This window comes from Providencia sp. PROV223 (assembly GCF_028479245.1).
Classification (GTDB): Bacteria; Pseudomonadota; Gammaproteobacteria; order Enterobacterales; family Enterobacteriaceae; genus Providencia; species Providencia rettgeri.
Map to the genome: position 1 here is coordinate 51,859 of NZ_JAMPNG010000017.1, position 20,679 is coordinate 72,537.

18 protein-coding genes and 1 pseudogene are annotated in these 20,679 nt (G+C 40.0%); 4 read left to right on the forward strand and 15 right to left on the reverse strand.

Annotation, left to right across the window (positions count from 1 at the left end; all coding sequences use genetic code 11):
* Positions 1-3 precede the first annotated feature (3 nt).
* Both PR767_RS16885 and PR767_RS16890 read right to left on the reverse strand, forming a co-directional pair.
* A complete protein-coding gene (locus PR767_RS16885) occupies positions 4-1,278 on the reverse strand; it encodes an MASE1 domain-containing protein (RefSeq protein WP_272520652.1) in 1,275 nt (424 codons plus the stop codon).
* A gap of 416 nt (positions 1,279-1,694) precedes the next feature.
* A complete protein-coding gene (locus PR767_RS16890; RefSeq protein ID WP_004912887.1) occupies positions 1,695-2,381 on the reverse strand; it encodes an outer membrane protein in 687 nt (228 codons plus the stop codon).
* A gap of 203 nt (positions 2,382-2,584) precedes the next feature.
* Between PR767_RS16890 and PR767_RS16895 the strand changes: the two genes are divergently transcribed.
* Positions 2,585-2,815, forward strand: coding sequence for a hypothetical protein (locus tag PR767_RS16895; RefSeq protein ID WP_109913150.1), 231 nt, complete (start codon positions 2,585-2,587; stop codon positions 2,813-2,815).
* A 113-nt stretch (positions 2,816-2,928) separates the two neighbouring features.
* Positions 2,929-3,093, forward strand: coding sequence for a hypothetical protein (locus tag PR767_RS16900; protein WP_164528577.1), 165 nt, complete (start codon positions 2,929-2,931; stop codon positions 3,091-3,093).
* A gap of 502 nt (positions 3,094-3,595) precedes the next feature.
* Here the strand turns inward: PR767_RS16900 and PR767_RS16905 are convergent.
* The 6 genes and pseudogenes from PR767_RS16905 to PR767_RS16930 form a co-directional block, all read right to left on the reverse strand.
* Complete coding sequence (locus PR767_RS16905) at positions 3,596-4,720, reverse strand: hypothetical protein (protein ID WP_272520653.1); 1,125 nt, start codon at positions 4,718-4,720, stop codon at positions 3,596-3,598.
* Positions 4,717-4,980, reverse strand: coding sequence for a PAAR domain-containing protein (locus tag PR767_RS16910; protein ID WP_006662595.1), 264 nt, complete (start codon positions 4,978-4,980; stop codon positions 4,717-4,719). Before PR767_RS16910 ends, PR767_RS16905 begins: the two co-directional genes overlap by 4 nt.
* A gap of 12 nt (positions 4,981-4,992) precedes the next feature.
* Complete coding sequence (locus tag PR767_RS16915) at positions 4,993-5,997, reverse strand: SEL1-like repeat protein (protein ID WP_272520654.1); 1,005 nt, start codon at positions 5,995-5,997, stop codon at positions 4,993-4,995.
* A 5-nt stretch (positions 5,998-6,002) separates the two neighbouring features.
* Positions 6,003-6,968: an SEL1-like repeat protein gene (locus PR767_RS16920; protein ID WP_109913294.1), complete on the reverse strand. Its 966-nt coding sequence runs from the start codon at positions 6,966-6,968 to the stop codon at positions 6,003-6,005.
* 3 nt (positions 6,969-6,971) lie between these two features.
* On the reverse strand, positions 6,972-8,894 hold the full coding sequence (locus PR767_RS16925) for a phospholipase D-like domain-containing protein (RefSeq protein ID WP_272520655.1): 1,923 nt from the start codon (positions 8,892-8,894) through the stop codon (positions 6,972-6,974).
* 1 nt (position 8,895) lies between these two features.
* Positions 8,896-11,604 (reverse strand): annotated as a pseudogene (locus PR767_RS16930) (DUF2345 domain-containing protein).
* A 315-nt stretch (positions 11,605-11,919) separates the two neighbouring features.
* Here PR767_RS16930 and PR767_RS16935 point away from each other — a divergent pair.
* Complete coding sequence (locus PR767_RS16935; RefSeq protein WP_272520656.1) at positions 11,920-12,303, forward strand: hypothetical protein; 384 nt, start codon at positions 11,920-11,922, stop codon at positions 12,301-12,303.
* A 214-nt stretch (positions 12,304-12,517) separates the two neighbouring features.
* On the opposite strand, the gene PR767_RS16940 is transcribed toward PR767_RS16935, so the two are convergent.
* From PR767_RS16940 to allD, 7 genes are all read right to left on the reverse strand, one after another.
* Positions 12,518-12,754, reverse strand: a complete 237-nt coding sequence (locus tag PR767_RS16940) for a hypothetical protein (protein WP_272520657.1) — start codon at positions 12,752-12,754, stop codon at positions 12,518-12,520.
* A 131-nt stretch (positions 12,755-12,885) separates the two neighbouring features.
* Positions 12,886-13,026, reverse strand: a complete 141-nt coding sequence (locus PR767_RS16945; RefSeq protein ID WP_162598881.1) for a hypothetical protein — start codon at positions 13,024-13,026, stop codon at positions 12,886-12,888.
* Between the two features lie 610 nt (positions 13,027-13,636).
* Positions 13,637-14,515, reverse strand: a complete 879-nt coding sequence (locus PR767_RS16950; RefSeq protein ID WP_094962118.1) for an aspartate/glutamate racemase family protein — start codon at positions 14,513-14,515, stop codon at positions 13,637-13,639.
* Positions 14,516-14,551: 36 nt separating this feature from the next.
* Positions 14,552-15,130, reverse strand: coding sequence for a 2-oxo-4-hydroxy-4-carboxy-5-ureidoimidazoline decarboxylase (gene uraD, locus PR767_RS16955; protein WP_228367522.1), 579 nt, complete (start codon positions 15,128-15,130; stop codon positions 14,552-14,554).
* Positions 15,131-15,287: 157 nt separating this feature from the next.
* Positions 15,288-16,073: a (S)-ureidoglycine aminohydrolase gene (gene allE, locus PR767_RS16960; protein ID WP_196719139.1), complete on the reverse strand. Its 786-nt coding sequence runs from the start codon at positions 16,071-16,073 to the stop codon at positions 15,288-15,290.
* Positions 16,074-16,131: 58 nt separating this feature from the next.
* Positions 16,132-17,364 carry an allantoate deiminase gene (allC, locus tag PR767_RS16965; protein WP_036958433.1) on the reverse strand — a complete coding sequence of 411 codons (1,233 nt, stop codon included), beginning with the start codon at positions 17,362-17,364 and terminating at the stop codon, positions 16,132-16,134.
* Between the two features lie 235 nt (positions 17,365-17,599).
* The gene (gene allD, locus PR767_RS16970; RefSeq protein WP_004261559.1) at positions 17,600-18,646 is read right to left on the reverse strand and encodes an ureidoglycolate dehydrogenase; all 1,047 of its coding nucleotides are present in this window, start codon (positions 18,644-18,646) and stop codon (positions 17,600-17,602) included.
* 358 nt (positions 18,647-19,004) lie between these two features.
* Between allD and fdrA the strand changes: the two genes are divergently transcribed.
* Positions 19,005-20,675 carry an acyl-CoA synthetase FdrA gene (gene fdrA, locus PR767_RS16975; RefSeq protein ID WP_196719140.1) on the forward strand — a complete coding sequence of 557 codons (1,671 nt, stop codon included), beginning with the start codon at positions 19,005-19,007 and terminating at the stop codon, positions 20,673-20,675.
* Positions 20,676-20,679: the final 4 nt, after the last annotated feature.

A 20,679-nucleotide genomic window follows, 5' to 3' on the forward strand; every position in this document is an offset into this window, starting at 1 on the left:
ATTTTAGGATACTTCACCTAAAATAAACCAATTCCCAACAATCATTACTGGCTTGTTATGACTAAAAATAACACTTCCACGATCTTCTATATTCCACCAACGACCTTCTTTATCTTTCAGACAAAAGGTTATTATTGGAAGAGTGGTTTGAGCTTGCTCTTGTTCCCAATGTCGAGCGAGTTTTTCTCGGTCGTCAGGATGAATAGATTCCATAATTTGCCTTAGATCGGAAAGGGTTGTTAAATCAGCCTTCGGATATGAACAATCTGTATTTCCCCATTCTATAGCACCATTATCTAGATTAAGTTGATATACTAGGTGCTGCGGTTTATAAGCTCCTTGTGTGTCATCAATTCTATGAGTACTTCGAGCGACAACTCGTAAAAAAACCATTAATAATGATATGACGGTCAAATATCCCTGTATTAACCACAGTGACTCATGGCGAAATAGGCCATGAAGATAAAAAGGCCCATGCTGATTACGAGTGTAATAGATTGTAATAGTGGCAAGTATTAATAGTGCTATTGATCCCCCTCTGTTTCCCCACAGCATAGACAGGGTAACAGCAAGCAAAATAGGGATACAGAGTAGCGATAATTTAGCAGTATTACGATGATGATGAAAATAGGAATGGTATATCTGTATCGCAGTATCATTGAATATTAATATAGTGCTAATAATAAGAAGAATAAAAACAATACTTCCCCAAACTATATTAATTTTGAAAGAAGGCACCACCCTTTTGAAATGGGTATTAATTAGCCCCATAATCACTGTTGTGGCAAAGATGTTGCCAGTAATATCAGCAATAAAACCATCCCAAAAAATATCATTAAGTGATGTATTATCAAGCCAATACAAACTGATAGAAAATAGAACTGCATCTGCAAAACTGACAATTATTGTTGCCGATAGCCATAACAATATTAGTTGCAGATCATCTCCTCGTTGAGCATACCTACGGACAATCCAAGCAATAGCAATACAAGAAAGTACTGCCAGAGCGGCGTATATAAGTGAAAGGGTGATTTGCTCACTATCAAAGCCATTCAGAATTAAGTTTAATACAATGAAGCCAATCAGTAATGGTAGCCATTGGCGTTTGTGCATACATAAAAAAGCGGTTGTTGCGACCCCCGCAGGAAACCAAACAACAGAAATATCTGAGTTCTCTGGTGTCAGTATTTCGGAGATTTCACCTGTTACGTAATAAAGTAATAGCCATCCTATTATTACGATTAACGTGGTCTTATTTGATAGTAAAGATGTTTTCATAGTTTATTTCAGGTTATGCATCATAAAGTTATGTTTGGCCTTATCTTAATGCGAAAAGGTCTACATCATTTCTCTTTTCAAAAAATATCAAAATGATATCTTGAGGTATAGCTATTATTATATTTTTTCCTATATTTTTAGACACTTTTTATTTTATTCTGAGTTCGGCGCTGTAGGTACTTCAATGAACATTACGCGTCTAGAAAAAGCCAATAGCGCACCTAATCTGAATTTCTTAAAAAGAAAAACACGGCTTGTTGTTTTCATAGACAGCTATTCGTGAAAGATACCCACGTTATATAAAGCAGTAGCCGAGCAATAATGGCAAAAATTGAGCGTGTCCACCACAATTAAAAATAGCTAACAAGAGTTAGCTATTTTTGAGACAATACCAATGAGATAACACTATAAAAATACTAAAATAAGTATCTGACACCAAATACAACTTCTTGAGATTTAAGGTGTGCTTTCATTTGCTCGTCTTGTAAGCCTCGAGCATTAGCAAATCGGTTCATGCCACTTTCGATTTTACCTAGATCCACATAACGGTAGCCTAAGTCAAAATTGAGTTTATTAATAGGTTCATAGCTGACGCCGCCACCGAGAGAATATACCAAGTTTGTATCAGTGTTACTTGCGTATTGACGTGAAACATTTCCTTGCCATCCAGACGATTTTACTTTTGCGATACCAACACCAACGGTTCCATAAATAGAAACTCCCTGATAAATTTCATAATCACGGTAAGCATTTAGCATTAATCGTTGGGACTCTGTTTTATGGTGATTCAAGCTGGTCGGAAAAGTGGTTGATCCACTTGTATATTCTGCCTTTTTATTGAAAGTATATTCTGCTTCTGTACGCCAACCATTACCAAATTGATAGCCAGCAGCTAAAGAGCCATTATAAAAATCATCTTTATCATCACCCGAGACAAATTGACCAATACCAGGTCTACTACTGGTATCCATATTATCTGCTTTTTGCCATACCTTCGAGAGCCTTGCAGCACCATAATAGCCCTCATCATTCGTAGAGGCTAAGGCATTTCCAGCTGCACTTCCAAATACAGCAATTACTAATAATAAGTGTAATTTAGTCATGTTATAGTTTCCTTTGTGTATTATATCGAGATGGGATTATTGCAGGTAGTGGTTATTAGTAAAGGGGAGTTATTTGATTGATATGTTCAATTTATTTCAACAAAATGATATAGATGTTACTTGGATTACCGCATTCTTCATGAAATGAGTATTTCATCTTCTAATAACAGAGGTTGTATCCCTCGCTACTTTAAAACAAGTTTATGTCAGGTAAATATTTACCTAATGGACTTCCCCAGAATTCTGCTTTATGGCCAGAAGAATATCGCGAACTGGAGCAGCTTGATTTATTCGCTAACAGTCTAATTAGGCAACTGAAAAATCGAAAAATCTACAGAGAGCGAGTACAGGTTGAAATTGAAAAAGTACCTGAAGCACATCGGGAATTTTTTAGAGATAAATTAAATCATTGGTGTGAGGTGATGAAAGTATGAAACGTACACACTTGGAAAAAATAAAATCGTTCCCATCATATAACTACATATTTTATAGCGGAGATAAGGCCGTTTAGTCATAAGGTTATTAGATGTAGTTAGTTGGGGTGAAAATGAAAAAATCGGTTTATAAAGCAAGTGGTTTATGGAACCAAACATCTTTCATAACTCTTTTTGTCGCAACAAGCGAAAAAGATGTACTTTCAACAATAGCATTTTGGGCAAATCTAGGTGGCGCTAGAGTAGATGAGTTATCTATTGAGCGTTATTGCTCATGAAGCCGGTAGAGTCGATTGAAGGGTTTTAAAGTGAGAGATCTGATGCATGTTACTCCTTGAAATAAAAGAAAATGATAGCTATTCAAGGGGATAATATCTATCTGAGATTTTTTTTACTGTGGTGATAATGATTTATGTTAGCAGGTTCTAGTAGAATGCTAGAACCAATATGGTGACGAGGTGGAACAGCATAGTTAATTATGTCGAAAATAGAATTATACCTTTAAAGCTTATTGTAGATCTTGACAGCAAATTCATGGACTGCTTGTGATAAATCTGAGGGGGTGCCTAATAGAGTCGGTGCATCATCGACATAAAAATGAATCGCTTCTTTTATTTCTAGTAAAGTCGGAGGCGGTGATATTTTTTTTTAGGTTCCTGATAGCTTGTCTAAGCTCTTTGACATCCATGGGATGGGAACTAAACCATGTCGGGCGGCTAGCCCAGTACTCAATGGCATGACGAATTTTATCACTCATAACAATCACCTCTTATTAGCTTATTAACATATTATTTGTTGTAACAATACGTTATCGTGTTCTTGGCAGACTATCAGTTGGTTTTCGGGATTATCGCTGACCAAGGACAAGGTGGTACTATGCCGAGCAATCCCACCCTTACCGAAAAAGTTATCGACATCATAAAACTGATTTAAGAGACAATGAATATCTTGCTGTACATAGCTTTCAATACATTGGCTTTTGTTTTTATCTGCGATCCTGCTATGCCACACTGAATTTAATTGGTGACCCGGTAATTGAAATTCACACTGTGCTTTCAATGCATCAGGGAATGACTCTATATCCGTGGATATAGGGCGCAGGAGCTTCGCTTTAATAGGCGCGCGTAAACGCTCGTAGAACCCTTGAGGGGCAAGTAATAGGCTAGCAGCTTCTTCACTTGCCGTGGAATCTAACTGAAATGCTAAAATAGCGTATAATTTGGGTTCAAAGGCGTTTTCATACAGCGCTAACAGCCATTCACTGAGTGATTTGTATGGCAATATTTCAACAGATTCAAGTGGCAATGATAGGCGAGCCGCTTCCTGCTCAATAAGTTCCGTCCAATTAGCCCCACTTTCTTTTGCTTGCCAATACAGTGTTATCGGCTGGGTGAGGGCGTGTTGATGATAAAACGTCGCGATTGGGATAAGCAATTTTTGTATCGCTGTTTCTTGTTTTTCCCATAACGAAAGGGATTTCAAGGCGTTTAGTGTCAATATATTATCTTTATTAATTGGTAAAGAAGATAACGGCACACCCTCTTGTTTCTCTTCATCGATTTGAGTTAATCGTGAATGCGTTAATAATCCAAGGTGCTTACCCGCCCAATAACGCCATTCATTGTGGGCGTCATCTAACATATTCGTAAAAAGTTGATGACGATAAGCCGTGATTGAATAAATAAGTAATCGGATGAACAAGATAATGATCACCGGAAGAACAACAAATAAAGCGATTATTTGATTGTTACTGATTTCGCTAGACAATACGGTAATTGAAGATAAATACACGCCAATACCAAATCCAGCAATACCAATGAGAACAACCAAAAACAACCAAAGCCCCACACGCGGTAATGGAGGCTCTGGTGGATGCTCTAAAGAGGGGATTTTCCAACTCATCATGACTGTTCACCTGACGAGGAAAGGCTCGCAATGAGGGTACAGCCACATTCGGTTTGAAAGCCATTCAATGCCGCTTGGCGACCGGATATTAAAATGCGCGTTGAGCCGGGTAAAATGGCATTGACACCATGTCCTTTTTTAGGACAACTGACTTTGTCACCCACTAAAGCTATCGGTTTGCCGTACATCACCGAACCAGAAGCGGAGATCACTTCGCCGCCATGAGTAGTTTTGTCACCTAATCGAACAAGTGCGCGCATGTTAAGATCCTTTTATTGGTTATCCTGTTGTTTTTTATATTCAAAGGTGCCATCCCATTCTGGTAATTCAGCAGGTGGTAGCGGAACGATTTTATCAATATCGGGGAATGAGGCGGTTTCGTCAGAAGCATCCATTTCTTTGACAATTGCTTCATAACGGGCTGAGCGAGCGGCATCAGGTTTAACACCAAGATAATAATAATCTTTTTGAGTTGTGCTAGGATCAAATGACTGGCTTAATATAGATGCTCCCATCCAGTATCCATTTTGAATGGATATCTGATAGTTTTTTAAAGCTCCATTGAAATCTCTGTCAACTGTATGTAAGTAAAACGCTAAATTATACGCAGCTTCTCCATTTCCTTGCTTGCTTGCACATTCAAGCATTTTTTTTCCAATTTCAGGGCGATAAGCTGGGTTATCTCTGTCTGATAAACGCTTCGAGATAAAAATATTTCCAATGGCATTTTGAGCCTCGGGGCTACCCAAATCCGCAGCTTGACGAAAATATGCTAAAGCTTTAGTACGATCAGCGACGACTCCATAGCCTGTATCGAGGTAGTGTCCCATTTGGTAATAACCATAGCTGATGTCTAATTTGGCCATTTTTTGAATAATATCCCAAACCTCTTGAGCTGCTCCTTTACCTTTAATCGGTGGGACTTTGCCATAACTGATTAAATTGCTTAAGTTAAGCATGGCTTTGGGGTGATTACGCTCCGCGGCTTTGCGGTAGAGATCACCAATTTTGGTATAATCTCGTTGATGTTTATTCACTTTTTCAAGCTCACGGGCTTGTTTAAACCAAATATCCGCTTCCGGATCAACGGGTGGTAATGTGTCTTTTTCATACACGCAGGTGAAGGTTAAATCGGGTTCGGTTTTTTGAATTGGCGGCTCTTCATTTTTATCCATTGGGTTGCAAGCACTCAGCATCAACATGCTACAAATCAATGCACCGCATTTAAATATGCCGCGAGCAACGGATTGATGATGAGATAAAAAGGAGAGATTCATCTTGGTTATTGCCCCTCTGCCTGTTTTTTATATTCAAACGTGCCATCCCATTCAGGGAGTTCGGCAGGGGGAAGTGGAACGATTTTATCGATATCGGGAAAGCGTGCCTCGGGGTTATTTCTAATTTCACTTACAATAGCTTCATAACGAACTGAACGATTAAGATCTGGGGTTATTGGTAGATAGTAAATAGAACTTTCTTTTATATCCGGCTTAAATGCCTCCATAAAAGTCGATGCTGAGGTTCTAGATCCATTTTTTACCGCTATCTGATAATAGCTCAAAGCTGTACTTAAGTTATTGTCTACGTCTTGGTAATATGTAGCTAATTGATATGCGGCTTCTCCATTCCCTTGTTTAGCGGCACAGTCTAGCATTTTTTTACCTATTTCAGGATGATACGCTGGATTAATTTGCATATTGTCCAATCTTTTTGAAAGGAAAATATCACCAATAACATATTGTCCTTCTGGGCTGCCTAAATCGGCAGCCTGCCTAAAATAAGCTAATGCTTTTGTTCTGTCTGCGGCTACACCATAACCAGTGTCCAGATAATGCCCCATTTGGTAATAACCATAGCTGATGTTTAATTTAGCCATTTTTCGGATAATGTTCCATACCTCCTGAGCAGGGCCTTTCCCTCCAATTGGGGGGATTTTGCCATAACTGATTAAGTTACTTAAGTTCAGCATGGCTTTAGGATGGTTTCGCTCTGCGGCTTTACGGTAGAGCTCACCAATCTTGGCATAATCGCGTTGATATTTATTCACTTTTTCAAGTTCACGGGCTTGTTTAAACCAAATATCGGCTTCTGGATCAACGGGCGGTAGCGTGTCTTTTTCATACACACAGATAAAGGTTAAATCGGGTTCGTTTTTTTGAGTCACAGTAACGTCCTTTTTATCAATAGGCTTACAGCCCATTAGCAAAATAAATCCCAATAATAAAGTGATTTTTATCTCTACACTCATCCATTAATCCGCATTTTTTAGGCTGATAGTTTTATCTTCAAAAGAAATTATTGAGCCTTTTGGCTTTTTTTCGTTTTTTTTATTTAATTTATTTTTGGTTATAAGATCATTCCATGATTCAAATTCGCTCGTCAGATCACTTGAAACACCCCCTGTTCTTTTGTGTAATCCCCATAACTTTTCTCTTAACGGTCTTACAATTGGAAAATCATCGGTATCTTGCAATATCACGGCTATTTCACTGTCAAATGCCATACTACGTAAATTAATATTAGCAGAGCCTTGGATTAAAAAAGTATCATCGACTAAGGTTAATTTACTGTGGACATACACTTGCTGCCATCTATCCGAATCAGGAGAAACAAGGGTACAGATCATTGTCTCTAGTCCCTCTATTTTTTCGGGTTGGATATCATCAGGGCTTTTGATGTTTTCATCTGGGATATAGACCCCCCAATAACCCGATTTAGGTTTGTACGATTGATCGTAAACGTGCTCTTTCATTAAATCTCGACGACCAAGTTGTTCTAGCATCTTATAAGTTTGATAGCCGCCTACCTCATTCGAACTCCCTACAGAGGGTTTTTCCGTTGAATTAGTGACAACAAAAAGATAGAACGGAGGCGGTTTAATGCCTTGTAATTTGCTGTCAGTTTCGGCAGCTTGTAAAAAACGTCGGTTTCGTTCTTCAACCATATCCCGTAAATTGGTCGCGATAGATGACAAACGAAAATATTGGTTCTCAAAATAGATGTAGTTACGGGCATGTTTAACACCATGATCATAGGCTTTTAGTATATCGTATTCATCGTGTTGTGGCTGGGTACGGCAAATTTTCCCGCCCGTAGGAACTAAAGGATTATTCGCTAAAAAGGTGTAATGGGCGTTGAGTTTTTTGATATGCTCAGGTGTCGGGATATAGTCACATCGTGAACGATTTTCTCTCTGTGCAAGTTGCTCTACATCGTCACCTTTGCTGGCGAAGAACCCATCAGTTTTTTTCCACGCCGACACAAAGTTATCATTTAAATCATACAGTAGCTCACCATACACACAGTTTGAGGTATCCTGCCAAGCAGTTACGCCGTCGCGACCAAGCCATGACTCTTCCTTATAACTAGTGATGGCATGTGCATCTTGATCCCAATATTCCGAGTGCATATTGTGCCCCATCACAAAACCAATCGCATTTTCAGGCTCTTCATAATCGATTAAAACCGCTTTTTGATGATGTGTTGAACCTGCCGCTAAAGCAGCCCAGCGAGCACTTAGCTCAGTTTCTTGACTCGAAAATTGATGATTGGTTCGCGCCGTAACATCTTTTAATCGCGAATCAGGTATACTCATTGCAATATCACGAGTCCGTACTGACAAGTTTTTGACAAGGCCCATATGAACTTTACGGTTCCAAGCGATATCAAACTGATATTGTTTTTGGGTTTGATAATCGAGCTTTGCACCAAAGACAAGAAAATCATTGAGTTGGGATGGCGATATCACTTGTTTCCCCCAACCGGGAAAGCTTTTTTCAAAATGTTTTCCCACATGATCAAACCACACAAGTACACGCACTTGCACACCTTCATTGGCCTTTTGCTCTAACAACTCGCCAATCATCGGATATTGACCTTCTCGGGCATTCGAACTACGTTCAAAATACATAGAGGGTTGAAAGCCCCATGTAATAATATCAATACTTTTTTTCGATTTTCGAATGGCTTCCGCAACGGCGGCAAAGGTTTGTTGTCCATTAATTAATGGTGCATAGGTAAATAAACTCATGGGGTATTTCGTGCGTTCAGGTATCCAGCTTGGCGTCATATGTGCCACCATGCAACTTGATACTGGTATATCAATCATCGGTGGCGTTGCTGATGTTGGGAGTTGAACTCCTAGCGGGAATTGACTCCAATTACCTCCAGACATATTACTTATCCTTTTTGAATGCGGTTAAAAACTCTGAAAGGTTTTGACCCCAAGCATCGCCAATACGTGCATTTTCACGCTCTTGGCTAGGTGCGCTTGGTCTAAATCCAATATTGACTGTAGGCTCGTTACTGTCATCATCTTCAGCAGGTGGTGGCACTGTAATGTCATAACGATCGCCACTGAGTAGGTATAGTTGATAGCTATCTGTGGGAATATCATGGTCAATTTGGACATTACCTTGCGCATCACTCATACCTTTTAGGAGTAGCGCACCATTGGCATACAGCTCATACGGCTCAAACGCACGCGCCTTCATCGGACTCTGCGGAGAGGAGCTCAGTTGAAAGCGCAAGGTTTGTTTTGGCATTGATTGCGGAAACTGTGGATGAGTGACATCCATTGAAGCCGCTCCTTCAACCACCCAGTTAGTTGCTTTGACGGTTTGGTTGCTGGGGCTGCCGTACTCAATCTGCCCGCCTTTCAAGCGAATATAAGCACCACCGCAAGTCAGCAATAACTCATCTTTAGCGGCGACGACAGTTTTACCGCCCGTGCTGGTGATGGTCATGTCTTTGAGTGAGGTCAAATGCATTTCATCACTTTGCGCTTGAATTTCCACTTTACCTTTTGCTGCAAAAGCTTTAATTCCTAGGGTGTGCGCAAATAAACTGATGGCTTTTCCTGCTGCTAAGGTGATTTTTTTACCTACCGAGATATCGGCCTGCTTATTTGCCGTCAGGGTGATATTTTCGCCACTGTTAGCCTGTACGGTTTTGGGGGAGGTGAGAGCAATACCTGCAGGGGCGCTGAGTAATAACGCCGCTTGCTGCAATTTATCAATAGATTGAGTCAGTAACGTTTGTTGCGCTTTTAAATCTGCTAGTTCGGCTTTTGCCACCTCTGCCGCTTCGCGTAGCGAACTGACTAAATTCAGCGCATCATCAAGCTGTTGCTTGGCTTCGCGCATATCCAGTTGTTCAGACGAGGCTTTCGTGCGTAAATCTGTGCTGATAAACAGCCCTTTTCCTGCTCGAATAGCGCCCCAGCTGTCGGTTCGCAGCTCAAAGCCATCACCGCGCTTTTCACGCCCTTGATTAACCAGATGCCCTAAATTGAGTTGCGATTTCCCCCCGTATTCGGTGCTGAATTTGATGTGTTCTTCCCCGCGTTTGTCTTCCATGCGTAGCTTATTATTTGCCGGAGTACGAATGACATTGCGGGTATTATTTTTGTCGGTGATGTGGTCGGGACGATGCGAGTCATGCAAGGCATGGGCAATGTACGGTCGGTCTGGGTCACCCTCATGGAAGGCAATGGCAACTTCTGTCCCTTGGATTAACGGAAAGTGCATCCCGTAGGTATCGCCCGCGTACGGTTTCGCTAGCCGCACAGGCATACTTTCATACCCCGTCGGTTTTTCATCACGATCCGCATCGAATTTAACCCAATAAAAGCCATGCTCATTCTGGTGGGCGTAGATATCGTGAGGTTTAGCACTGGTGACGCGTGCCATCAATGTCCCTGCAATCACAGGGCGAGGCTTCAAGGTCGGACGCCAGCACAGAGCCTCGGTGTACGACGTTGCTTCAAATTGCACGACTAAGGCACTGCTGCGGCTACCTGAAAATCGCAATCGAGTAATCAGTATTTCAGATTGAAAGTCAGACGGTAATGTTGAAGGCAGTTGGTTATCGGTAATTTTGAGCACCAATAATGGCGTTAGCATCGGTGAATTACTTTTACCGTGCAGCTGAGTTTGACGAGCCAGAAAACGCTCATGGTCAAGGCGTGACCAAAAGTGAGCGGTTTCCGTTTCTGGTTGGTACTTCTCACCGCGCTCAAGATGACGAGGTTTATAATGATAGACATCACCGTAGTGGATGTCCTCTCCCTCACCTCGAGTCATATCCGTTTCAATGGATTGCAAGGTTTGCATCGCTTGGCGGTGATTATAATCTTTGGTGGTGACACTGCGCTCAACCACTTGATGACGTAGTGATAACCCCCAGACACTTTCTACACCCTCGTCATTCATCCCTGATGGGCTATTGAGAGGTAGCTTGAGGTCATACACATAGGCTCGTTGGCTATCCCCAAAATGAATAACTTCGGTTTTGGTATCCGGTTGCAAACTGAATGAATAGAAAATCCCCACTTCACTTAGCAGGCGTTCAATAAACTGCCAATCACTCTCATTGATTTGGTTAATTTGCTCTCGCTTGGGGTATTGGTGCTGCAAATGAAATTCAAACTCTCAGCCTTTCATGTCATGCTCACGTAAGATGAGGTCAATGACGTCTGGCACGGATTTATTTAAGAAGAAGCGGTGAGTGCGCATTTGGTGGCGTAATAAGGAGACAAACGGTTCTATCACAATTTGGTATTGTGCTTCATCAGCGGAGCCAGACAGCCGCTTGAAGTGCGTGATCACGCCATGAACACGTTTTTGCGGCTCATTCAATGTGTTCAGCATAGCCAATGGCAGGGTAGGCGATGAAAAGGTAAAATCAGCACTGCGGCGTAGAAATTGTTGCGCTTGCAGGTTTTTGTTTGGGGAGGTAAAGATAATCTGATAACGATAAGTTTCACTAATGGCTTCACGTCCCGTGAAGTGCTCAACATCTAAGTGGGTCTGGCAACCTTGTACAGCAAGCTGGTAGCGATTATGGGATAAAAAAGGTCGTAGTGCAGTATCCATTAAGCTCATCTTATTTCCTTTGTGTCCACCGTGGTAACCGAAAGTACAATAAGCCGCGAGTGAGGTTACCCACTTTAATGTTAAGTAATTTACGTTAAGATAACGAATTGTCACAAACAAAAGCAAATTGAATGTGAAATAGTGTTTATTGTTTAGCATAAAAGAGATTTATCTGAATTCATCTACACTTATGTTGAGTTTCATTCCTTGCATTTCATTCAGATGTTGCTGACAGGATAGTTGAGTATGACAAATTAACTAAAGTTGTATGTATGATTAAATTTAGGGGTACTGGATAGTGTGGAGATTTAGCAAACATTCATTATGAAAAAAATCATTTATCTGTTTTCTTTCGCTGTTATTTTATTACTTGTTACTAAGGCTGTTACCTATATTGACTTTGCGGAAAAAGATCTGGTTAAGTCAATTATTCCTGCTTGGATTCAAGGGATTGGCAGTATTTTGGCAATTATTATCGCAGGCATGATTTCAGCTAGGCAAATTAAACATGAAAAGCAGCTTGAAAAGATAAAGTCGGCTCAGTCAGACTTATCGAAAATGCGTATTGTAAGAGCATTGCTAGTCCGTTCGGTAACGCTTATGAATGAAGTTCGTAACGCCATTGAGCGAGGTGATGATAGGGATTTCCATCAGGTGTCCCAATGGACGATGCGCAACACAAAACGTGCAATGGAAAATAATTGCTAAGGCGAGGCATTGAGCATACTTGTTTTTGGTCTTTTGGCTGTGTCCTTTTTGTTGGCTTTCTTCTTGATAGTCGCTAATCAGTTTAGATAAGGGGTAACGTGGCTTATCATCAATGATTGATTCAGCCTCAAAGGTTACGGGGGTGGTTAGCCAGTCAGGTGTTGGGTTTGATAAATACGTATTGAGTCGTTGATAGTGCTGCAAAGACGCTTGGTCAACCATAAGAGCCAGTTGCTGATAGTCTTGTTTTGGTTAAGTTAGAGGTGACATCCGATTGTTGCTCTTGGATTTCATCTAATAACGTGGTAGCTATTCTCTGGTTTTTGGCATTATCTCTATACTCTTTTTTAATAATACGTTTGTGATGAAACTCAATAAGCCCCGTTGCGACGTGCTGTAAATCATTGAGCTCATCAATTCCCTTATCAAGGTTGCCATGAAAATCATCCATTTCACGCTGCCACCATCTGTTGACTAATAATTTGAGTTGCTACTGAAAAAAGGCAATGTGTTCCTTGGTCATTTTCGGGCTTCCTGAATATTGGACTTGCCAGTGATTATATTGACTATTGAGGATTAAGGCTAATGATCGAGCTGTATGCAGTTGCTTAGTTTGAGGCTTAAACGCATGTCATAGCGAGTGTTTGTGGTCGGGATGGTTTTACGAAACCACCACGTATTAGCACGTTGGTAAAGGTAATGGGAGAGTTTTAATGTCGTCATGCGGTACGTTCCTGCGCTGGCGGAGTCTGAATTCATCGCGTAACTAAATGATTTTATAGTGCTAATGTTCAATTCAACTTTTCAAAAGTGCCTAATAAGGTGCCTAAAAATGAATTAGTTTATTTCTTGAGTCTATGATTACTTAAATTCACGTAAAAAACTATATTTTTTTCGGTTAGCTTTAAATAAGGTATAATTTTTCATATTGGAAATATTCATAGTGGCTGTAATACTATTAATTTTCTAATAACCTTCAAGGTTTATTCATTATTGGCTCTTGTATAAAACATAATGGATGTTGTTCAGGATATGAATAATGTTGTTTAAAACCTAGAATAACATCCTTGGTTTTTACGGTATTGAATATTATTGGCCATAATTTAAATTAACCAGAAACTTTAACTTATTGATAATTAGTGTGAAATATGGGTTTTACTGAAGGTAAATTATAATTAGTCTATTATAAATTAAACTAAAAAAGGCCCACATGCCTAATGCGGGCCATAATATTTTTCGGTTAACATAAGTTTTAATATCCATCTTCATTAATTGAGACGTATTCATATAGATATTAATAGTACCTTCGATAAATTCATTGGTGTAATTTTAACTAATCTGTTGTTTTTTTTAAAAGAAAATCAGAAAGTTCTGGTGATAAATTTTGGCTGCCCATTTTAGGTGATGGCGTTTGCTGGTTACGATTTGGCTGGGGAACGTACTTTGCTAGAGTGAGTGCCGTTGAAATGGTTACTGCGAGATTATCAATCAGTGGAACACTTACTCGCTCATGAAGGATTGCGGGGAAACCTGCGAGTGCAGCTCCCCCCAAAATGACACAGGATGCCCCATCTTTTTGTGCACAGGTATCGCTGAGTTTCACTATCATTTCATAAGCTTTATCTGGATTGTTAACGATTTCTGCACCTGTCATTGAAACAGTTCTCACGGAAGCTAACCGGTTTGCTAGGCCAAAATTTTCAACTTGTTTTTCCAAAATAGGCTTCCATTTTTCGCCTCCCGAGAGAATTGAAAATTTACGTCCAAATAGCAGGGCAGTGGACAGAGATGCTTCGAGTAAGCCGATGACTGGAAAAGGCACCATCTCTTGTAAAATAGAGGCTTCGCCGCAGCCGAAACCTGCAATAATCGCGGCATCAAATTGTGCGTCTTTTTTAAGTTGTTTAGCCATCATATCAATGAGTGAATGCATTGCGATACCGATAGCAACCTCGCTGCCGATATAGTCAGGCCCAAAACTGGATGTTAGCCCAACAACCTCGACATTATCTCCTGCAGCTTTACGTGTTTCAGAGACGATGAGCTGAGTAAATTTCTCAGAAGTATTTGGATTAATGACTAATAAACGTATTTTTTTCATTAAATTATTGGCCGTTGAGTCGGTAGATGCGATAGTTTTTTGGGTAACCGCTATAGTCGCTAAAGCCGATGCTCCGAGTATAAAATTTCTACGGCTGCTATTCATATTCATTTTGAACTGTCCTTAGTTGAAATAACATAAATGTGATTATTGAACGGTATCTAATAAACGAAATAGGACAATCTTGTATTCTTGCTGTAAGGCAATTTTAAATTCTAGATCTCTGGTATTATTGATTCTGGTTTTAAGAGAAGAGAAAATTTGTTGTTTAGAGGCTTTTTTAACGGCCAATAAAAAAGGGAAACCAAATTTTTCATTATATTCTTTATTTAATTTAGCTAGTTCTTTGGCCTCTTCCTCTGTGCATTCATTGAGCCCAGCACCTGATTGTTCCCCTTGTGATAAGGCTGCGATGTTATTATTGCGCAAATTTTTACACGCTAATTGAGGATGAGATTTAATGAGCTCTAATTGTTTCTCTGCTCCCGATTTTTCAACCACATTAACAAGATCAATATACATATTAACAAACCCAGTAAAAGGGCGTTTAGAGGCACTCTCGACAATAGGCCACGTTGTATCTTCAAAAATATTCGAGAATGTTTTTTCGTAATCATTAACACTCATTTTATTTACTTCATCAATATTATAAACTTGACTGGCAGTTACATAGTGTGCAGAAAGTAACAAAGGCAAAGAAATTAAAGCGCATTTAATTAATTTCATATCTATTCCTTTATATAATGGTAAAGTTGATTTTAATTTTAAAGAAATCAAAGGCATTATTTATTAATGCCTTTGATTGCGAGTGAGACTATTCTGTTTTCTTACAATTCAAATAATTTAGAATATAGATAATGAATTGCAAAATAGTTATTTGAAATTATAGTTCAATATCACGGTTACAATCTTTAGAATAAATATAGCTAAATTCTTCGTCGCCAACAGCATAACCTGCTTGCAGTGCATATGATGCCATAAAAATATAATCGCCTTTCTTGACAGGAACCCAATCATTATTGAGGTTATACATACCTTTACCCGATAATATTAACGCACCATGTTCTTGATAATGGGTTTCGATATAACCGTGGCTAGCACCTGGTTGGAAGGTTAGAATATGGATATTCATATCAAAACCAAGGTCTTTAGGTAATAAGTCTTGTAAATGAACGTTGTGCATTCCTTCATAATCAATTTTAGGAAGCTCATTGACGTTACCACAAACCACGTGTGCTTTATGGCCCTCTGTTGGTTCATAAACGCGTTTGTATAAAAATATTTGTGAAGGGTTACCCTTGTTATTATTTTTAAAGCGCATGGTGACACCCGCTGGGCAATACAGGTAACCACCTTGGGTTAATTTATGTTCATCTTTATCAGAATAAGCAATTAGTTCGCCTTCAATGACATAAATAATACATTCAATTTTACCGCCACCAAAACCCGCTAAGTTACCACCTTCATTGAATAAGGTTCCGACGTAGTCAACAAAGCTAGCTCCTAATTTTGGGGTGGATAAAATTGTCATATTACAGTCAGTAAAACCGGGAATGATATTACAAACAACCCCGTTAGGTGGAATGATGGCATAATTATCTTTTTTGATAATTGCACGTGACGCCAAAATATCATTTGGGTAGCCAATTTGATTATCTAAATAACCCATTTTAACCTCTCCTAAGTAATTTCATTATTTGTTGTTTTGGCTATATGTTGCAGAACATCTATTCCAGATAGGCCAATTTATATAAAACTTCCGTCAGTAATTTCACTCCTTCAGCGAGATCGCTTAATGTAGTGGCTTCCGCAGGATTATGGCTGATCCCTTTAATGCTGGGAACGAACATCATGACGGTTGGAACAATAGGGGCAAATATTTGTGAGTCATGGCCAGCACCACTGTGCATGACTTTATAGCTATATTGATTTTCATCACAAATTTTTTTTACGAAAGTAACTAGCTGCTCATCCATTGGAATTGGTGCTTCGTCCATCCAGAGATCGATTTTTACCTCAATACCCATTTCAGCGCAAATTCGTTGAATATCGTTCTCTATCATAGCGGTGAATTCAACTAGCGTTGCTTTATCGGTATGGCGACAATCAATCGTAAAATCAGTTTGGCCTGGGACCACATTCACCGTATTTGGGTGGGGAACTACTCGACCAAACGTGAGTACTAATGGGTCACCATACTGTTTGGCTTTTTCAGTGGATTCATAGCAAATACGGCTGAAGGCACAGATAGTATCTTTACGATACCCCATTGGCGTTGTGCCTGCGTGATTGGCTTCACCTTTTAAGGTTATATTGTAACGACGTTGACCAACAATGCTATTCACAACGCCAATTGTAATATGTTCACGTTCAAGAACGTTACCTTGTTCAATATGTAATTCAACAAAGGTTTTAATATCACTGCGAGGTTTTTGGTTGGCGGGGCGAAATTTAAAACCAGCTTGCGACATTGCGTCGACAAAATTGACCCCTTCAGCATCTGAAATATGTTTAACGTCTTCCTTTTTGGCGATACCGACAATATTTTTGCTACCCCAGTACACGTAAGGGAAGCGGCTACCTTCTTCTTCCGCTAAGGAAACAACCTCTAATGTTCTGAGTGGCTGGCCATATGTTTTTTGCAGATAATCTAAAGCTATAAAGGCGGCTTCAATTCCGAATTGCCCGTCTAGATTTCCACCATTAATAACGGTATCGATATGTGATCCTGATAAAATCACTTGATCTGGATATTTACGGCCCTTGAGTTGACCAAACAGATTGCCAATATCATCGTAATAGGCATATAGACCTGAACTTTCGAATGCATTTTTTAACGCTCTTTGTGCACTAACCCATTCTTGAGTATAAAGCAGGCGCGTCATGCCATTATTTTCTACCGCGCCGTGTTGAGACAGCCAATTTGAAGTTTCTTTAACTTCTTTTGTAAAGTCCTTCATATTCATACCACCTAGTGATTTTTATACTGTGTGCTGTAGCAACAAAACAGTTTGTGTTGTCACTAAAGCGCGATATTTGTTTTCATAGGCAAAAGAAAATAATTAATGGTTCTACTGTATCTTTGTTATATTTGGCAAGGAACCCCTAATCTCTTATTTATCGAGTGATTAGGGGTAGAACGATGCAATAAATATTGGCAGGAGATCCGATTAATCATCGTATTTCCGTATTTATTTAGCTGGCAAATGGTGATTTATTGTCATAGGATTTTTGGTAAATATCATCAGAAACCAAATAATCATAAATTTCATCGACAATATCGATACCATTTACTTCACTTTGTTTTTCTCTTGCTAAGCTATTTTGTCCTGGGAATTGAACCTTATCGAAGCCTGGAGCAGGCTTAACGGCATTGAGTTCATTCATGACTTGAGTGATGTGTTTGCGGAACATCACAGGGTCAGTAAAATAAGCAGGGTTGATAACAATATGTAATTGGCCCAGCTCTCTTCCTTGCGTTAAATCGTGGTACATGGAACTGACGTGTTTACCAAAAGGCAGTCCAAGTAATACACCGGAGAGAATATCGACCATCATCATCAAGCCATAACCTTTAGGCCCTGCAATTGGGACTAATGCCGTTACTGCAAATGGATCTGTTGTTGGGTTACCGTCTTTATCTACAGCCCAAGTATCTGGAATTTTTGCATTTTTTGAACGAGCATCTAACACTTTGCCCCAGGCTTGTACGGTAGTCGCCATATCAAAAGTGATATTATCTGTTTCACCCGGCGCTGAGAATGCGATAGGGTTAGTACCATAGTAGGTTTCAGCACCACCATAAGGAACCACCATCGGGTCTGACTGACAAACTGAAATACCTATCATGCCAGCACTAGAAGCCTGTTGAACAAAATAAGATAATGAGCCGCTGTGACCTATACGGCGCACTCCTACCACTGCAATCCCATTTTCTTCTGCCATTTTAATGGCTTCGTCCATACTCAGTTTTGCAGCAACGTGGCCTGCGCCGTTATCACCGTCAAAGACAGCACTACAAGGACCTGTTTTATCAAAAGTAAAATTAGGTGAGTTATTTGTGCCACCTTTCGAAATGCGCTCTGCATAATATTCGACACGCACTGCACCGTGGGAGTGAATACCCTTTGCATCGGCATGGACAAGAACATCAGAAACGATATCAGCATGATCTTTAGATAATCCTGCTGCATGGATTTTATTAGCGATGAGCTGATGGAGTTTTTCTTTAGAAACTTTCATACATAAATAACCCTTTAGTGTTTTCGAAGTTTAATAAAACTCTTTGCTGATACCAATGTAACAACTAAATTATCTATAAATGTGATCTAGATTATTTTTATTTGATTTTATAAAAAATTATGCAAATAGCCCCTTAATTATTAGAACGAATCTAATAGTTTTAAATTTGGTGTTTTTTCTTTTAATGTCCAGTGTATTTTAAAGGAATTTCTAACAATATATAAAGTGTGAGCATTCTCAACTTATTTGTAAGGTTTATTTGTAATTTTATTTTTCAATAAATGCCTATTTACTTTTTCATCTCATATATTGAGTAAATAAAACTTCAATTAATAAAAGTTGTTTAAAGGATGTCACTATGATCCATGCTTTCATAAAAAAAGGGAGCTTCCAAGATTCAGTGAGCTTAATGCTGATATCTCGAAAACTAAGTGAATCTCCAAATGTTTCAGAAATCTCCGTCATGATGGGAACACCAGCAAATAAGTCGTTACTTGATGCGACCGGATTTTGGCATTCATCCTTTGATGACGCAACACCGAATGATATCTGTGTTGCGATTAAAACCGAATCTGCAGATACCGCTATTGTTGATGAAATTGCACAAGCGCTGGATGAATCACTCAAAGCATTGGCTCAAGGACAGCAGCAAACGGGGAAAAAACTCCAGCGTGTTCGTAGTTGGCGAATGGCCAAGAATAAGCTTCCAAATGCCAATGTTGTATTAGTTTCTATTGCAGGGGAGTTTGCCGCAGAGCTGGCTGACCAAGCATTAGATGATGGCTGTAACGTCATGATGTTCTCCGATAATGTGTCGCAAGCGGATGAGCGTAGATTAAAACTGAAAGCAAGCGAACGTGGTCTGATAGTGATGGGACCAGACTGCGGTACGGCTTACTTAGCCGGGGCACCATTAGCGTTTTCTAACGTAGCACCACAAGGAAACATCGGCATTATTGGGGCATCGGGAACTGGTATTCAAGAGCTGATATCTCAAATTACGCTTGCGGGACAAGGTATCACCAATGCGATTGGATTAGGTGGTCGTGATTTAACGGCGGAAATTGGTGGAGTCAGTGCCATGACCGCCATTGAATTACTCGCATCTGATCCGCAGAGTGATGTTATCGCCTTTGTTTCTAAGCCTCCAGCCAAAGAAATCCGTAGCAAAGTGATTGATAAGCTTAAGGCTCAAGGAAAACCAGTTGTCGCATTATTCCTCGGGACAAAACCCGAAATCAAACAGGATGGAAATTTATACTTTACTGAAACATTGGATGAAACTGCACGTGTTGCGGCCATGCTTGGCCGTGTTGAAAAAGCAGCAGCATTTCAACCGCAAGCAAAGGGCAAGAAAATTTCAGGCCTATATGCTGGGGGGACACTCGCGGCTGAGTGCGCAATGTTATTGGCAGAAAAATTAGGACTGCAAACAGACGCAGCTCACGATCAGGGAATGATGCTTAATCAAGATGGCCACAGAATTATTGATTTAGGTGATGACTTTTATACACAAGGCAAGCCTCACCCAATGATTGACCCTTCTACTCGCAACCAGCAAATTGCTGCGTTTGCTCAGAAAAATGATGTTGGGGTGTTATTGCTGGATGTGGTTATTGGTTACGGTGCTCAAATAGATTCCGCGCAAACACTAGCCAAAGAAATCAAAGTATTAAGAGAAAGTCGTCCAAGTAGCTCACCGATTGCGGTTATCGCTACCGTGACGGGGACTGAGCAAGATCCTCAAGTGCGCTCCGAACAAATCGCTTATCTAGAAGAGGCCGGTATTGCGGTGATGAATTCACTGCCTGAAGCGGTGACGCTGGCATGCAATATTATCTCTCCACCTGTGATTGTATTCCCCCAAAAAGAACAAGATATCCTGCAAAGCGTTTCGGTCATTAACGCGGGCGTACGCAGCTTTGCGGATGACTTACAAGCCAATGATATTCCAGTTGTTCACTACCAGTGGGCTCCAGTCGCTGGTGGGAATAAAAAATTAGCTAATATTCTGAAAAAATTGAAATAAGGGT

Bases quoted from the DNA above. Each gene is read 5' to 3' on its own strand.
- PR767_RS16885 (WP_272520652.1), bottom strand. From the start codon at position 1,278: ATGAAAACATCTTTACTATCAAATAAGACCACGTTAATCGTAATAATA.
- PR767_RS16890 (WP_004912887.1), bottom strand. From the start codon at position 2,381: ATGACTAAATTACACTTATTATTAGTAATTGCTGTATTTGGAAGTGCA.
- PR767_RS16895 (WP_109913150.1), top strand. From the start codon at position 2,585: ATGTCAGGTAAATATTTACCTAATGGACTTCCCCAGAATTCTGCTTTA.
- PR767_RS16900 (WP_164528577.1), top strand. From the start codon at position 2,929: ATGAAAAAATCGGTTTATAAAGCAAGTGGTTTATGGAACCAAACATCT.
- PR767_RS16905 (WP_272520653.1), bottom strand. From the start codon at position 4,720: ATGATGAGTTGGAAAATCCCCTCTTTAGAGCATCCACCAGAGCCTCCA.
- PR767_RS16910 (WP_006662595.1), bottom strand. From the start codon at position 4,980: ATGCGCGCACTTGTTCGATTAGGTGACAAAACTACTCATGGCGGCGAA.
- PR767_RS16915 (WP_272520654.1), bottom strand. From the start codon at position 5,997: ATGAATCTCTCCTTTTTATCTCATCATCAATCCGTTGCTCGCGGCATA.
- PR767_RS16920 (WP_109913294.1), bottom strand. From the start codon at position 6,968: ATGAGTGTAGAGATAAAAATCACTTTATTATTGGGATTTATTTTGCTA.
- PR767_RS16925 (WP_272520655.1), bottom strand. From the start codon at position 8,894: ATGTCTGGAGGTAATTGGAGTCAATTCCCGCTAGGAGTTCAACTCCCA.
- PR767_RS16935 (WP_272520656.1), top strand. From the start codon at position 11,920: ATGAAAAAAATCATTTATCTGTTTTCTTTCGCTGTTATTTTATTACTT.
- PR767_RS16940 (WP_272520657.1), bottom strand. From the start codon at position 12,754: ATGGATGATTTTCATGGCAACCTTGATAAGGGAATTGATGAGCTCAAT.
- PR767_RS16945 (WP_162598881.1), bottom strand. From the start codon at position 13,026: ATGACGACATTAAAACTCTCCCATTACCTTTACCAACGTGCTAATACG.
- PR767_RS16950 (WP_094962118.1), bottom strand. From the start codon at position 14,515: ATGAATATGAATAGCAGCCGTAGAAATTTTATACTCGGAGCATCGGCT.
- uraD (WP_228367522.1), bottom strand. From the start codon at position 15,130: ATGAAATTAATTAAATGCGCTTTAATTTCTTTGCCTTTGTTACTTTCT.
- allE (WP_196719139.1), bottom strand. From the start codon at position 16,073: ATGGGTTATTTAGATAATCAAATTGGCTACCCAAATGATATTTTGGCG.
- allC (WP_036958433.1), bottom strand. From the start codon at position 17,364: ATGAAGGACTTTACAAAAGAAGTTAAAGAAACTTCAAATTGGCTGTCT.
- allD (WP_004261559.1), bottom strand. From the start codon at position 18,646: ATGAAAGTTTCTAAAGAAAAACTCCATCAGCTCATCGCTAATAAAATC.
- fdrA (WP_196719140.1), top strand. From the start codon at position 19,005: ATGATCCATGCTTTCATAAAAAAAGGGAGCTTCCAAGATTCAGTGAGC.